Origin of the sequence: Clostridium gelidum (assembly GCF_019977655.1) — a bacterium.
In the GTDB taxonomy this organism is placed as follows: domain Bacteria; phylum Bacillota; class Clostridia; order Clostridiales; family Clostridiaceae; genus Clostridium; species Clostridium gelidum.
Genome location: NZ_AP024849.1, coordinates 1335001 through 1349848, shown reverse-complemented (window position 1 = coordinate 1349848; position 14848 = coordinate 1335001). Strand labels below are relative to the sequence as shown.

Below are 14848 nucleotides of genomic sequence, written 5' to 3'. Positions count from 1 at the left end.
GTTTCCCCTTCCTATTTAATTAGTTTAAATAACATATGCATTTGCAATTTCCAGAGTTTAATAAAATCTTAGTATCCTCACCTTCAATTATAAATTTTCCTCCATCAACCTTAGTTATATTTGATACATTCTTTAATATTAAAGTCCAATCACCATCTCTTCCAGTAGATTTAACACTAATTTGATATCCTTCTTTTAGAACTTCTACCTTAAGAGTTTTATTACCATTCATATCTATAACAGTAGTTTTTGCTTTTATATTATCTTTTAATTCATATGCCTGAATTGATATATTATTTCTATAATCATAATCTGGTTTTGAATCTTCATATCCAGTAGCAATTAAACTGTTTTCCTTTATCATCATAGGTACACTTAAATAACTATGTGCTTCCTTAATCCATCTGCCACCATTATATTTCTTTCCACTTATGAAATTTGTCCAATTTCCTTCTGGTAAATAATAACTTGCTTCTCCATCTTCATTAAAAATAGGTGCAACTAGAATTGAATCTCCAAGCATATATTGTTTATCTAAATAGCTGCAAGCTGGATCATCTTGAAATTCTAATACCATAGCTCTCATAACAGGAATACCTTTTTTAGATGCATTACTAGATATATTATAAAGGTACGGCATTATACTGCATTTTAACTTAGTGAAAAATCTAACTACATCACAAGCTTCTTCGTCATATAACCATGGTACTCTATATGAACTGCTTCCATGTAATCTACTGTGAGATGATAATAATCCAAAGGCTACCCATCTCTTATAAAGATCTGCTGTTGCTGTACTCTCAAAGCCACCTATATCATGACTCCAAAATCCAAAACCAGACATACAAAGTGATAATCCGCCTCTTAAACTTTCTCCCATTGATTCATAATTTGCTTCACAATCTCCACCCCAATGTACTGGAAATTGTTGTCCTCCTGCTGTAGCTGATCTTGCAAATAATACGGCTTCCTTTTCTCCTATGTTTTCTTTAATAGTATCAAATACTACCTTATTATATATTTGAGTATAATAATTATGCATCTTGTATGGATCTGATCCATCAAAATAAGCTACTTCAGTCGGTATACGTTCACCGAAATCAGTCTTAAAGCAATCCACTCCCATCTCAATCAATTCTTTAAGTTTATTTGAATACCATGTGCATGCATCTGGATTTGTAAAATCTACAATTCCCATAGCAGGTTGCCACATATCCCATTGCCAAACATCACCATTAGGTTTTTTTAATAAATATCCATTTTCCATACCTTCATCAAATAGTTTTGACTCTTGACCAATATACGGATTAATCCAAACACATATTTTTAATCCTTTTTCTTTTAGTCTCTTTAGCATTCCTTTAGGATCTGGAAATACTCGCGTGTCCCATTCAAAGTTACACCAGTTAAAATCTTTCATCCAGAAACAATCAAAATGGAATACTCTAAGTGGAATATCTCTTTCTGCCATTCCATCTACAAATTCAGTTACAGTCTTTTCGTCATAATTTGTAGTAAAAGATGTTGTTAGCCATAATCCAAATGACCATGCTGGCAGTAATGCTGGTTTTCCAGTTAAGCTTGTATAATTTTCAATAACCTCTTTCATGGATTCTCCACTAATTATGAAATAATCCAAGCATTCTCCTGGAACACTAAATTGAACTTTACTAACTTTCTCTGATCCTACCTCAAAAGATACTTTTTCTGCATGATTTACAAATACACCATATCCCTTATTAGTCATATAAAAAGGAATATTTTTATATGATTGTTCTGTACTTGTTCCGCCATCTTCATTCCATATATCAATACTTTGCCCATTCTTTACTAGCGGCGTAAATCTTTCCCCTAATCCATAAACTAATTCTCCTACAGATAATTGTAATTCTTCTTTCATAAAAACGTCATCATCTGAAACATGCATAAAAGTTCTTTCCTCTGAAGTTTTTACATATGCTAAACTTTTAAACATACTGGAGGTTATTTTTTTATCTCCTTTATAAAAACTCATTGCCCATAACTCTTTATTTATAACCATTTTAAGATTTCCTGATTTAAATAAAACGTCTTTTTCATTATCTTCAATTTTCACCTTAGTATTTTCAGCTTCATAAATATCAAAACTTGGAGTTTTCTTTTTCTTTCCCATATAATGATACGCTCTAACTCTTATTACATTTTCCATAGGCGATGAAATTTTATATGTTATAACAGGTCCTCCAAGAGTGTCCCCTCTACCATTTATTTTGTTACAAGGTACATATATTGTTAATGCATCTTCTTCAATCTTAGTACTATAAACCTCTTGAGGACTAAACACTTGATATCCTGCCTTGTTTATCCAACAACCATTACTAAATTTCATATGAACCACTCCTATTATATATTTTTAATAATACTTTTTTATATTAACCTTTTACAGATCCTGCTGCCACTCCTCCAACAATATACTTTTGTCCTAATATAAATACAACCAGAACAGGAATCAATGTCAACATTATATCTGCACTAACTAAATTCCATGAATTTTCAAACGCTCCAAAGAAATTATAAACAGCTAAAGTCATTGGCCATTTTGCTGAATTATTTAAATAATAAAGTGGCATAGTAAAGTCATTCCACACAGCCATAAAATTCAAAACGAATAAAGTTGAAAGAATCGGTTTTAATAGTGGTAAAATTATACTAACAAACAATCTAACTGGTCCACATCCATCAAGAACTGCGGCTTCATCTATTTCTCTAGGAATTGTTGAAATAAAACCATAAGATAAGAATAAACTAAGTGGAATATTAATTGCCGCATAAATCAGAATAATACCAGGTCTAGTATTCACAAGATGAAAGACTTGCAATACTTTCATAAGTGCAACATTATTTATAGGTATTGCTATACCAGAAATAATGAAATAGTATATAAAATTATTAATTCCTCTTCGATTCCTTGCTATAACAAAAGCTGCTGCCGATACAACAATTGTAATAATTAAACAACTAACTGAGGCATACAAAAGACTATTAAAAAAGGAGGAAATTAATTTTCCTTGTTCAATTACTATTTTATAATTTTCAAATATCCATTCTTTTGGGAGAGAAAGAGACATCTTGTTTGATTCTCCTTTTGTCTTAAAAGAATTAATGAATAATACTACCATAGGTATTAAAACAATTAAACTAATAAATATCGCTATAATATTTACTATTATAGTACTAACAGATTTTTTCAAACTAAACATTACATTTCAACCTCCTTATTTTCCATAGATTTTATAATGAAATATAGACAGAATAATAAAACAAAGAATAAAATACTCGATAATGTAGTACCCATTGCATAATTTCCATTTGAGAATTCTTTATAAACTGCTGTATTTATTACTCCAGTTGCATTACCTGGTCCACCATTAGTTAATGAATAAATCATATCAAATACTCTAAACCCATATGTTACATTTAATATTGTTACATTTATAATAATTGGTTTTAATAATGGTAATGTTATAAAGCGGAACTTTTGCATAAAAGTAGCGCCATCAATCTCTGCTGCTTCATAATAATCTGGAGAAATAGACATTAATCCAGCAATAATAACAACCATTATGTATCCCATACCTTTCCAAGTATCTACTGACATAACAGTAGGAAAAACTGTATTCAAATCTGTTAACCAATTCATTGCTAAAAAGTCTAATCCAATAGATTTAAGAAAATTATTCAAAAAACCTGTTTGTGGGTGTAACATGCTTTTAAAAACAAGACCAACTACTAAATAAGATATTACTTGTGGCGAAAAAATAACCATTCTATGAAAGTTTTTTAATTTAATTACTTTTTGTGTCAATAGTAATGCTAATATTAGTCCTACAACAGTCTTCATAATAGTTGTAACGGTTGTAAACATAACAGTATTCCATAAATATGTACGATATTCTGGTTTTCCTTGAAATACTTCTATATAATTTTTTAATCCAGTAAAATTAATTTTATCTGTAAAATTATTCCAATCAGTAAAAGAATAAAATATACCAATAATTCCAGGTAAAAAACAAAGCATGAAGAATATAATTAATGCACCACTTGTAAAATACCATGGATATAATTTATTTCTATCCATTCCTAAATCCCTCCATTTTATATAAATAAGGTTTCTACAAGAAGAAACCTTATTCATATATAACTAAATTTTTTTATTTATTCCAATCTGGATCTTTTTGTAGTTTAGCTTGTTCTGTACGTCGATTCATAATTGTTTTTAAAATATCTTCAGGAGTTGACGCTCCAGTATACATAGCTTCTAAATCTTTACCAATATCCATCCATTGACTATCAATATATTTAACACCAGCTTGCATAACCATTCCCTTTTTTAAAGAATCAATATATGCTTGATCTTCTTTTGAATATTTTGATTGAATTTCTGGCCAACAAACTTCAGATAATCCTGGTTGACCATCTAAACGTTTTTGTAAATTCTCAGGTTTTGCTAAAAATGCAAGAAACTTTAATGCTTCATCTGTATGCTTGCCATTTTTATTAACGAAATATGCATTACTTGCTGGATTTACTCCTATTGCTTGATTATCTCCCCAAGGCATTACAAAAATACCTAATTTATTAGTATCAAAATCTGGAAAATCTGCTTTTACTTCACTTCTCCATGCAGATTCTGCTATAAACATAGCTGTTTTTCCATTTACCATTTCTTCTTTAGCATTTTCAACAGAATTGCTTAGATAATTTTCTCCATAGAATCCCAAATTAGAGAATTCTTTTAATTGTTTAATAATAGTTGCTAATTCTGTTACAGAATCTAAATCAACTTGATTTTTATTAAGTTTGTTATATAAATCTTCATGCTTTTGTTGGTACATAGCTCCTGTTTCAAATAAAGGAAGTACTTGATGCCAACCATTTTGAGTTCCTTCAAAAATTGGAGTAACTCCAGAATCTTTTATCTTTTGGCATACATTTTTAAATTCTTCATAATTTGTAGGAACTTTTAATCCTAATTTTTCAAAAATTTCTTTATTGTATACATAAAAGTACATCTTCTTTCCAGGGAAAGTAATACCATAGACTTTATTATTATTAGAAATTGAAGGAAGAACATTAGGATCCATTCTACTTACCCATTCTTCTTTTGATACATCCATAACATATTTTTCCGGATTCACTCTTGTTACTAAATTCAAAGGATCAGCATCTGCACAGAAAATATCTGGTGCTTCACCAGAATCTAATTTTACTTTCAATAAATCACGCCATTGAGCATCAGGTGAAATTTGAAAATCAATTTTAGTTCCCGTTTCAGTTTCAAATTCTTTTGCCAATTCCTGTACAACCCCAGATGTTGGAAGACCCGATTGATGTGAACCAAATGTTAATGTCACTTTTTCACTACTACTTGAAGATTTTACATCACCACTAGAATTTCCTCCGCATCCTGCAAGTATACCCCCTGCCATGATAGTAATACATAAAGTACTTAATAATTTTATTAAACGTTTTCTCATAATTTACCCCTCCATTTTATATAATATTGTATATATTTTTGAGACCTGTTTGAAAAATACCAAATCAGCATCTTACTCATTATTTCTTATAACCACTTAATGATATGCTTTACATTGAGTACATCTTTATAATAACATCCTATTAATTTATTAAACATAGACAAAATAGAACTTCCTTTTGCACTTTTTTGAACAATATTATATAATACACTTTGAAAGGAGCATCATAATGAATCGAAAACTTTATTATTCCCAAAAGGTATATTTATTTTTTATTTATGGACTTCTAGTCACTGTATTATTATCCTTATTTTTTATTTGCTTCTATTCATTTTATAGTAAGAATATTTATAAAGATGCAAAAACAAAATCAGAAACTATCTGTGCCTCTGTTCACAAATCAGTATCTACAGAGCTTAAGAATATGTCTACTATATCTATGAATATTGTATATTCTAATGCTATTAAAAAGAATTTTACAAGCTTTGCAAAAAATAATATTCTTGATGAAATTGAACCAGATAATTTTTCTTCATCACGAGAAAACGTTTTAGCCATATATGATATTATTACAGCGATTATTGGTCCATTTCAATCTGCATCTCAAGTTAATCTCTATACCCTAAATGGAACATGTATCGGCTCTGGTTATTTTCAAGGAGTTACAAATATTAATTTACAAGCCATTCCATGGTATAATTCAACTATTGAAAAAAATGGTGCTAAAAATATTTCAACCACTACAAAATTATTAAATGTACCAACAAAATCTAAAGATATAGCAGATGATAATTTTCTCTCTTTAACTCGTGTATTTTTTAATAGTAGTAATGATCCAGAAGGCATTGTTGAAGTATTACAAGATTCCAATGTAATCTTTTCTTTAATTTCAGAATTAAAGATTAAAAACCCTTCAACTTCATTTTATGTATACAATGAAAAAAATGAATTAGTTTACCCATATGCATCAAATTTAACTACTAACACAGATTACATAGATATTATAAAAACTAATAATCTAATACCTTCTGTTGGATATTTTGTTGATACTTATAATAAAGAAAACGTTCTTATGTCTTATCAAAAAATCGACTCATATAATTGGACAATTGTTACTAGTGAACCAAAATACGTTGTCTTTAAGTCTTTAAGTTCATTTAAAGAAGGTTTTGTTATTATTATTATTATTTCAATTTTTTTCACTTTACTTTTATGTTTTATTATATCAAGTCGTTTAACTTCCCCCTTAAGCAAGTTAACTCGTGCAACAAAAAAAGTAACTCTCAGTAGAGTGTTAAGTGAAAACGAAACCATACTAACCTCTGCTAACAGCAATATTCGAGAAATTTCTGAATTATGTCAATCATTTTTAGAAATGTATGATAAATTAAAAGATTCTTCCCACGAAATTTTATTGTTAAAATCGGAAGAAACGCGAGCAAAGCTACAAGCAACTCAGTCTCTTGTTAATCCACACTTTTTGTACAATAACTTAACTAATATAAGCATTATGGCAGAGGAAAATATGAATGAAGACATTATAAACATATGCACTGCATTATGTGATTATTTTCGATATATTACAACATATGATGAAACTGCAGTTCCTCTCTTTCAGGAAGTTTTATATACAGAAAAATACATTGAGTGTATGAAAATTAGGTATGGAGAAGATTTTATTTATTATTCTAATATTGAAGAATCAACAAAAGATATTTTAATACCAAAATTAATAGTGCAGCCTATTGTGGAAAATGCTTTTAAGTATGGCTTTAGTTCTTCGCCTCCATGGAATCTAAAAATCAGTTCTAATATAGAAGATGAAAAATGGCTAATTCATATTGAAGATAATGGCGGATGTCTTAGTGATACAAATAAAAATAAACTTTTATCTACCTTCCATAATATCAATATAAATGAAGAGTTGAAAACACTAAAAATTGGTGGAATGGGACTTAGAAATGTATATTTAAGATTACACCTTTTATATAATGAACATGCTATTTTCAAAATTGATAATTCTCAAAAAGGTAAGACAATCTTTACAATTGGTGGTCCAATTTATTTAAGCAAGGAGGATTTTTATGAGCAATATACACAAATATAAATATATTGTAGCTGAAGATGAACATCTAATCAGACAAAATTTAATAAAAAAAATTGACTATCTATCTATTCCTCTTGAGTTAGTTGGTGAGGCTAGTAATGGAAAAGATGCTATATTTCTTGTAAAAGAACATTATCCATCCTTAGTGATTACAGATATACAAATGCCACAATCTGATGGATTAGAACTGCTTAAATATATTCATGACAATCATCCACATATTAAAACTATGATATTAAGTGGATTTAACGACTTTTCATATGCTCAATCAGCATTAAAATATGGTGCCAAAGATTTTCTTCTAAAGCCTATTAAACTTGAAGAACTTAATACTGCGCTGCAAAATATCCTTATTCTACTTGACTCAGAAAATAAAGAAATATCATCCTTTTCAATTGACCCCCATAGTTTAAAACCAGAAAAGCTAAGCAAATTAATGGAAACTTATTTACGTAGCAATTACTCATCCACAATTTCATTGAATAAAATTTCTAATCAATTTGGATTTACAACTGAATATTTAAGTAAACTATTCAAAAAATATATTGGTGAAACTCCAATTAAATATATTACAAAAATTCGTATTAACGAAGCAAAGCTACTTTTAATTAATCAGCCTGATCTGGAAGTTCAAAAAGTTGGCGAATTAGTTGGCTATAAAGATGCTTTTTATTTCAGTCGTGTATTTAAATCCAATGTCGGAGTTTATCCGAGTGATTATAGAATTAAAAATTTAATGACCCGTTAATTTTAATATTTTACTGTACATAATAACATAATAAAAAATGTTCAGTACTAAAAAATTAAACTAGAAGCTAAACACTTATAATAATTGTTTAGCTTCTAATTGGGTTAATTATATATTTTATTTTTTATCTATTAAAGGATGTCTTTAATATGATTCAAATTAATTGTAATTATTTTAAGTTCAATTTAGGTCTAACCTTCGAATGCTTGTGATAAATCATATATTATATCATCAATATGTTCTGTTCCTATAGACAAACGAATTGTATTTGGCTTAATTCCTTGATCTAATAATTCTTCTCCACTTAATTGTGAGTGAGTAGTACTTGCTGGATGAATTACTAATGACTTAACATCAGCAACATTTGCAAGTAAAGAGAATATTTCTAATTTATCAATAAATTCTTGTGCTTCCTTTTCTCCACCTTTAATTTCAAAAGTGAATATAGATCCTGCACCATTTGGAAAATACTTATTGTATAATGCATTATCTGCACTATCAGGTAATGATGGATGATTTACATTTTCAACCTTTGGATGATTGCTTAAGAAATCTACTACCTTTAAAGCATTTTCAACATGTCTTTCTAATCTAAGTGAAAGTGTTTCTAATCCTTGTAATAATAAAAATGCATTAAATGGACTGATACATGCACCCGTATCTCTAAGTAGAATTGCTCTTATTCTTGTTACATAAGCTGCTGGTCCAACTGCTTCTGCAAATTTAATACCATGATAACTTGGATCTGCTTCTGTTAATTGTGGGAATTTTCCTGATCCTATCCAATCAAATTTTCCTGAATCTACAATTACACCTCCTAGAGATGTTCCATGTCCACCTATAAACTTAGTTGCTGAATGCACAACTATATCAGCACCATGTTCAATTGGTCTGAAAAGATATGGTGTTCCAAATGTGTTATCCACTATTAATGGAATTTTATGCTTATGTGCAATTTCTGCAAGTGCATCAACATCTATAATATTTGAATTCGGATTTCCAAGTGATTCTATAAATATTAATTTAGTATTATCTTGAATTGCATTTTCGAAATTTGCTAAATCTGTAGGATCTACAAATGTTGTAGTTACACCATAAGTTGGTAATGTATGTGCCAATAAATTATATGATCCCCCATATATAGTTTTAGCCGAAACTACATGATCTCCTGCCTTTGTTATATTTTCAATTGCATATGTTATTGCTGCTGCTCCTGATGCTACCGCAAGGCCTGCTACTCCACCTTCTAAAGTTGCAACACGATTTTCAAAAACATCTTGTGTAGAATTTGTTAAACGCCCATATATATTACCAGCATCTGCTAATCCAAATCTTGCTGCTGCATGTGCTGAATTTTTAAACACATATGAAGTTGTTTGATATATTGGTACTGCTCTTGCGTCTGTTGCTGGATCTGGATTTTCTTGTCCTACATGTAATTGTAATGTTTCAAACTTTAATTTTCTTTCCTTATTACTCATAATTTTTTTGCCCCCATTTATTTATACTTTTTATTTTTTATTTTTAACAATCCATATATATATGATAGTTTTACTATGATTTGATAATACTACTATTATTTATTTATGTCAATAAATAAAGTTTTTATTTTATTTATATTTTACTGAAAATAACCTATTTAATAATATTTCTATCAAAAATAGGCTTCTCATAAAATAATATACTTAAAAGAAATTAAATATCCAAAACAAATTATGATACTAAATTTTATTTTTAATGTTACTAATATATAAACATTTTCCATAATAGCTACTAGCTATTGATTTTATTCATTTAAATAAACTAAATCCCCATTAAAATATGTTTGAACAACATTAATATCATGTATATCTAATGGTTCTGTTGTAAATATATTTTTATCTAATACTATGAAATCCGCTTTTTTCCCAATTTCTAAACTTCCTATTTCTTTTTCTTTACCTAGTACATAAGCTGCATTTATGGTAAATACTTTAATAGCTTCAATTACTGATATTCTCTCACTAGGGTTTAACCTATATCGTGTATCATTCAAATCTACTTTTTCAGGATATCTTGAAGGGATAAAATCATATAAATTGCGTATTATAGCACATTCAATGGCATTTAATGGACTAGACTCTTCAGTAACTCCATGGTCTGAAGCTCCTGCTGTAACAATTCCTTGATCAATTAATGATTTAACTGGGTATTCTCTGTGTGCTCTTTGTTTTCCTATTACTAGTACTTCATTTTTACTTGAGTTTACATTCTTATAAAACCAAAATGGTTGTATTATAGCATTTATATTTAAAAGTTTCATTCTTCTTATATAATATTTAGTTATCAAATCAATATGAATTAATGAATTTCTATAGCTATGTTTCATATTATTAGCAGAATCGTCTATTGCATCAATTGCTAATTTACAAGCAAAATCTCCAACTGCATGAATAAATACATTAAAATCCAGTCTATTTGCCATGGTTATTGCCTCTTTAAATTCAACTATATCCCACTTAAAAATGCCATTAGTTTCAGTGTATTTTTCACCTATGCTTTCATAAGGTTTAAACAAATACGCTGTTTCCATTTCTATAATACCATCTGCTAAAAACTTTGCTATTGATACATCGAATAGGTCTGTTTTATACATTATTCTGTTTCTTTTTAATTGATGTATCTGTTCACATATAGTTTTTTTACATACACTATATGGCATAATGGTAAACCCATAGATTATTTTGAGCTTAAGTTTATTAGTTATTTCCAGCCTTCTATAAAGTTCCAATGTTATTTCTAATTCTTCCTCATCAATTAAACTTATTGTTGTTATTCCATATGAATGTAAAATATTCTGATATTTTATAAATCTACTTAAGTATTCATTATCTTTGTAATTCTTAGCATTATCTATATTAACCAATCTTATAGCATTTTCTTTTAATGTACCCCATAATTCTCCTTGTTCATCTAATTCTATTTTGCCTCCAACTGGAGGTTTTGTATTTTTAGTTATTTTGAAATACTCAAATGCTTCTTTATTTAACCATAAGGTATGATTATTACAATCCTTTAATACTATTGGTTTATCAGTTATTATCTTTTCAAGCCACTTTTTATTTGGACCTTTAAATACTTCTATATATCTATTTGGATCATTTTCTTTTCCTTCAAAATCAGAGCTTTTCCAACCTACTCCATAAATTATCTTTTCTTCTGGATGAGCATCAACGTAGCTTTGAATTGAAGTTAAGTATTGGGAAGGATTACCAGCCTCAAATAAAGACAATGCATCCTTTTTCATCATTATTCTTTCTGGTATGTGACACTGAGTATCAATAAACCCTGGCAACATTATTCTAAATTTCAAATCAACTATTTCTGTTTTATCAGTAGAATAATTTCTTACTTCTTCATTACATCCTAAAGCCAATATACGTCCATCCTTAATAGCCATTGATTCATAAACACTGTTTTTATCATCAATACTATATATGACTCCATTAACAAAAATTTTATCAGCGTTACTAGAATACTCTTTATTTAACTTCAATATTAAGTTACACCCCTCTTATTTAGCAATAAATTACAAATATACTTTATTATATTCATAAAATTTAAATGAATGAGGCATTTCCATTATTATATAATATATTTAAAAATATATTATCTTTATTAATGTTTAGTAAAATAATTTATCTAATGAGACAATACAATTTATGCTATATTTTCTAAATAAAAAATACCGCCTTAGCAAGTAATTTCTTTATACAACAAAAAAAGATAGTTATAATAACTATCTTTTTTATTTACCTCGCAACGTCCTACTCTGCCACACAGTCACCCGTGCAGTACCATCGGCGCTATAGACCTTAACTGTCCTGTTCGGAATGGGAAGGAGTGTTACCTCTATGCCATCGTCACGAGATTAAGTGAGTTCCCAAATCTATGATTTGGTTGAACGAACTTATTCAAATTCGTTAGAATTTGTTTTCCTTTGAAAAAACTATGTTCTTTCAAAATTGCATATAGAATTAATGTATATTTACAACTTGATTAAATAATTGGTCAAGCCCTCGACCTATTAGTATCAGTCAGCTAAATATGTTACCATACTTACACCTCTGACCTATCAACCTTGTAGTCTTCAAGGGGTCTTACTAGCTTACGCTATGGGAAATCTCATCTTGAGGTTGGCTTCACACTTAGATGCTTTCAGCGTTTATCCATTCCCGACTTAGCTACCCAGCTATGCTTCTGGCGAAACAACTGGTACACCATAGGTCAGTCCATCCCGGTCCTCTCGTACTAAGGACAGCTCCTCTCAAATTTCCTACGCCCGCGACGGATAGGGACCGAACTGTCTCACGACGTTCTGAACCCAGCTCGCGTGCCGCTTTAATGGGCGAACAGCCCAACCCTTGGGACCTACTTCAGCCCCAGGATGCGACGAGCCGACATCGAGGTGCCAAACCTCCCCGTCGATGTGAACTCTTGGGGGAGATCAGCCTGTTATCCCCGAGGTAGCTTTTATCCGTTGAGCGATGGCCCTCCCACGAGGTACCACCGGATCACTAAGCCCGACTTTCGTCCCTGCTCGACTTGTAGGTCTCGCAGTCAGGCTCCCTTATGCCTTTGCACTCTACGAACGATTTCCGACCGTTCTGAGGGAACCTTTGGGCGCCTCCGTTACATTTTAGGAGGCGACCGCCCCAGTCAAACTGCCCACCTAACAATGTCCTGTCACCAGTTTCATGGCATCCAGTTAGAACTTCAATACTATCAGGGTGGTATCCCAACAACGACTCCACCAAAGCTAACGCTCTGATTTCCCAGTCTCCCACCTATCCTGTACAGACAATACCGAAATTCAATGCTAAGCTACAGTAAAGCTCTACGGGGTCTTTCCGTCCAATCGCGGGTAGCGAGCATCTTCACTCGCACTACAACTTCGCCGGATTTGCAGTTGAGACAGTGCACAAGTCATTACGCCATTCGTGCGGGTCAGAACTTACCTGACAAGGAATTTCGCTACCTTAGGACCGTTATAGTTACGGCCGCCGTTTACTGGGGCTTAAGTTCACACCTTCGCACTTACGTGCTAAGCATTCCCCTTAACCTTCCAGCACCGGGCAGGCGTCAGCCCCTATACATCAGCTTACGCTTTAGCAGAGACCTGTGTTTTTGTTAAACAGTTGCTTGTGCCTATTCTCTGCGGCCTGATTTCTCAGGCACCCCTTCTCCCGAAGTTACGGGGTCAATTTGCCTAGTTCCTTAACTGCAATTCTTCCGTCGGCCTTAGGATTCTCTCCTCATCTACCTGTGTCGGTTTGCGGTACGGGCACTACTTCTCTTTCTAGATGCTTTTCTTGGAAGCATGGAATCAGATACTTCGGTTCCGTAGAACCTTCCCCATCACGCCTCAGAATTGTTGGAACGGATTTGCCAATCCCAACTCCCTAAACGCTTAGACTAGCATCCAATAGCTAGCACATCCTATCCTTCTCCGTCACACCATCGATAATAACGATAATAGTGGTATTGGAATATCAACCAATTGTCCATCGACTACGCCTTTCGGCCTCGCCTTAGGTCCCGACTAACCCTGAGAAGACAAACTTTACTCAGGAAACCTTAGATATTCGGCCTGTAAGATTCTCACTTACATCTCGCTACTAATGCCAACATTCTCACTCGTAATCAGTCCACCGCTCCTTACGGTACGACTTCAGCCCGATTACGACGCTCCTCTACCGCTTACAATAAATTGTAAACCCGTAGCTTCGGTGGTAAGTTTGAGCCCCGGACATTTTCGGCGCAGGATCTCTTGACTAGTGAGCTATTACGCACTCTTTTAATGAGTGGCTGCTTCTAAGCCAACATCCTAGTTGTCTTAGAAATCCCACATCCTTTTCCACTTAACTTACACTTTGGGACCTTAGCTGACGATCTGGGCTGTTTCCCTTTTGACCATGGAACTTATCTTTCACAGTCTGACTGCCGGACTGATAGTATATGGCATTCGGAGTTTGATAAGGTTCGGTAAGCGCTATGCCCCCTAGCCTATTCAGTGCTCTACCTCCACTACTCACATTTTCCGACGCTAGCCCTAAAGCTATTTCGAGGAGAACCAGCTATATCCGAGTTCGATTGGAATTTCTCCGCTATCCACAGCTCATCCCATGCTTTTTCAACAGCAACGTGGTTCGGTCCTCCACGAGGTTTTACCCTCGCTTCAACCTGGCCATGGATAGGTCACCCGGTTTCGGGTCTACAGCATGCAACTAGTCGCCCTATTAAGACTTGGTTTCCCTTCGGCTCCGTACCTTAAGTACTTAACCTCGCTACATACCGTAACTCGTTGGCTCGTTCTACAAAAAGCACATCATCACACACATAAGGTGCTATGATCGGTTGTAGGCATATGGTTTCAGGTTCTATTTCACTCCCCTCCCGGGGTTCTTTTCACCTTTCCCTCACGGTACTTCTTCACTA

At 32.0% G+C, this 14848-nt stretch carries 8 protein-coding genes and 2 rRNA genes (1 of these 10 cut by a window edge); 2 read left to right on the top strand and 8 right to left on the bottom strand.

Annotated elements, in window-relative coordinates; translation table 11 throughout:
- Positions 1-19: 19 nt before the first annotated feature.
- The 4 genes from yicI to psyc5s11_RS06075 form a co-directional block, all read right to left on the bottom strand.
- The gene (yicI, locus tag psyc5s11_RS06090) at positions 20-2368 is read right to left on the bottom strand and encodes an alpha-xylosidase (RefSeq protein ID WP_224036730.1); all 2349 of its coding nucleotides are present in this window, start codon (positions 2366-2368) and stop codon (positions 20-22) included.
- Between the two features lie 43 nt (positions 2369-2411).
- The gene (locus psyc5s11_RS06085; protein ID WP_224036729.1) at positions 2412-3239 is read right to left on the bottom strand and encodes a carbohydrate ABC transporter permease; all 828 of its coding nucleotides are present in this window, start codon (positions 3237-3239) and stop codon (positions 2412-2414) included.
- Positions 3239-4117: a carbohydrate ABC transporter permease gene (locus psyc5s11_RS06080; RefSeq protein ID WP_224036728.1), complete on the bottom strand. Its 879-nt coding sequence runs from the start codon at positions 4115-4117 to the stop codon at positions 3239-3241. The genes psyc5s11_RS06085 and psyc5s11_RS06080 overlap by 1 nt, the downstream gene beginning before the upstream one ends.
- Positions 4118-4190: 73 nt before the next feature.
- Positions 4191-5516, bottom strand: a complete 1326-nt coding sequence (locus psyc5s11_RS06075; RefSeq protein WP_224036727.1) for an ABC transporter substrate-binding protein — start codon at positions 5514-5516, stop codon at positions 4191-4193.
- Between the two features lie 229 nt (positions 5517-5745).
- On the opposite strand from psyc5s11_RS06075, the gene psyc5s11_RS06070 reads away from it, so the two are divergent.
- Together psyc5s11_RS06070 and psyc5s11_RS06065 are read left to right on the top strand one after the other, a co-directional pair.
- Positions 5746-7623, top strand: coding sequence for a cache domain-containing sensor histidine kinase (locus psyc5s11_RS06070; protein ID WP_224036726.1), 1878 nt, complete (start codon positions 5746-5748; stop codon positions 7621-7623).
- Positions 7601-8371 carry a response regulator transcription factor gene (locus psyc5s11_RS06065; RefSeq protein ID WP_224036725.1) on the top strand — a complete coding sequence of 257 codons (771 nt, stop codon included), beginning with the start codon at positions 7601-7603 and terminating at the stop codon, positions 8369-8371. Before psyc5s11_RS06070 ends, psyc5s11_RS06065 begins: the two co-directional genes overlap by 23 nt.
- A 191-nt stretch (positions 8372-8562) precedes the next feature.
- Here psyc5s11_RS06065 and psyc5s11_RS06060 read toward each other — a convergent pair whose 3' ends face one another.
- The 4 genes from psyc5s11_RS06060 to psyc5s11_RS06045 form a co-directional block, all read right to left on the bottom strand.
- Positions 8563-9852: an O-acetylhomoserine aminocarboxypropyltransferase/cysteine synthase family protein gene (locus psyc5s11_RS06060; protein WP_224036724.1), complete on the bottom strand. Its 1290-nt coding sequence runs from the start codon at positions 9850-9852 to the stop codon at positions 8563-8565.
- Positions 9853-10157: 305 nt separating this feature from the next.
- A complete protein-coding gene (locus psyc5s11_RS06055) occupies positions 10158-11906 on the bottom strand; it encodes an amidohydrolase (protein ID WP_224036723.1) in 1749 nt (582 codons plus the stop codon).
- Positions 11907-12164: 258 nt separating this feature from the next.
- Positions 12165-12281 (bottom strand): 5S ribosomal RNA (gene rrf, locus psyc5s11_RS06050).
- A gap of 136 nt (positions 12282-12417) precedes the next feature.
- A 23S ribosomal RNA gene (locus tag psyc5s11_RS06045) occupies positions 12418-14848 on the bottom strand; it runs 481 nt beyond the window's last position.

What these genes read in the sequence shown, in the direction of transcription:
- psyc5s11_RS06075 (WP_224036727.1), bottom strand. Translation starts at nt 5,516, where the DNA reads ATGAGAAAACGTTTAATAAAATTATTAAGTACTTTATGTATTACTATC.
- psyc5s11_RS06085 (WP_224036729.1), bottom strand. Translation starts at nt 3,239, where the DNA reads ATGTTTAGTTTGAAAAAATCTGTTAGTACTATAATAGTAAATATTATA.
- yicI (WP_224036730.1), bottom strand. Translation starts at nt 2,368, where the DNA reads ATGAAATTTAGTAATGGTTGTTGGATAAACAAGGCAGGATATCAAGTG.
- psyc5s11_RS06060 (WP_224036724.1), bottom strand. Translation starts at nt 9,852, where the DNA reads ATGAGTAATAAGGAAAGAAAATTAAAGTTTGAAACATTACAATTACAT.
- psyc5s11_RS06065 (WP_224036725.1), top strand. Translation starts at nt 7,601, where the DNA reads ATGAGCAATATACACAAATATAAATATATTGTAGCTGAAGATGAACAT.
- psyc5s11_RS06080 (WP_224036728.1), bottom strand. Translation starts at nt 4,117, where the DNA reads ATGGATAGAAATAAATTATATCCATGGTATTTTACAAGTGGTGCATTA.
- psyc5s11_RS06070 (WP_224036726.1), top strand. Translation starts at nt 5,746, where the DNA reads ATGAATCGAAAACTTTATTATTCCCAAAAGGTATATTTATTTTTTATT.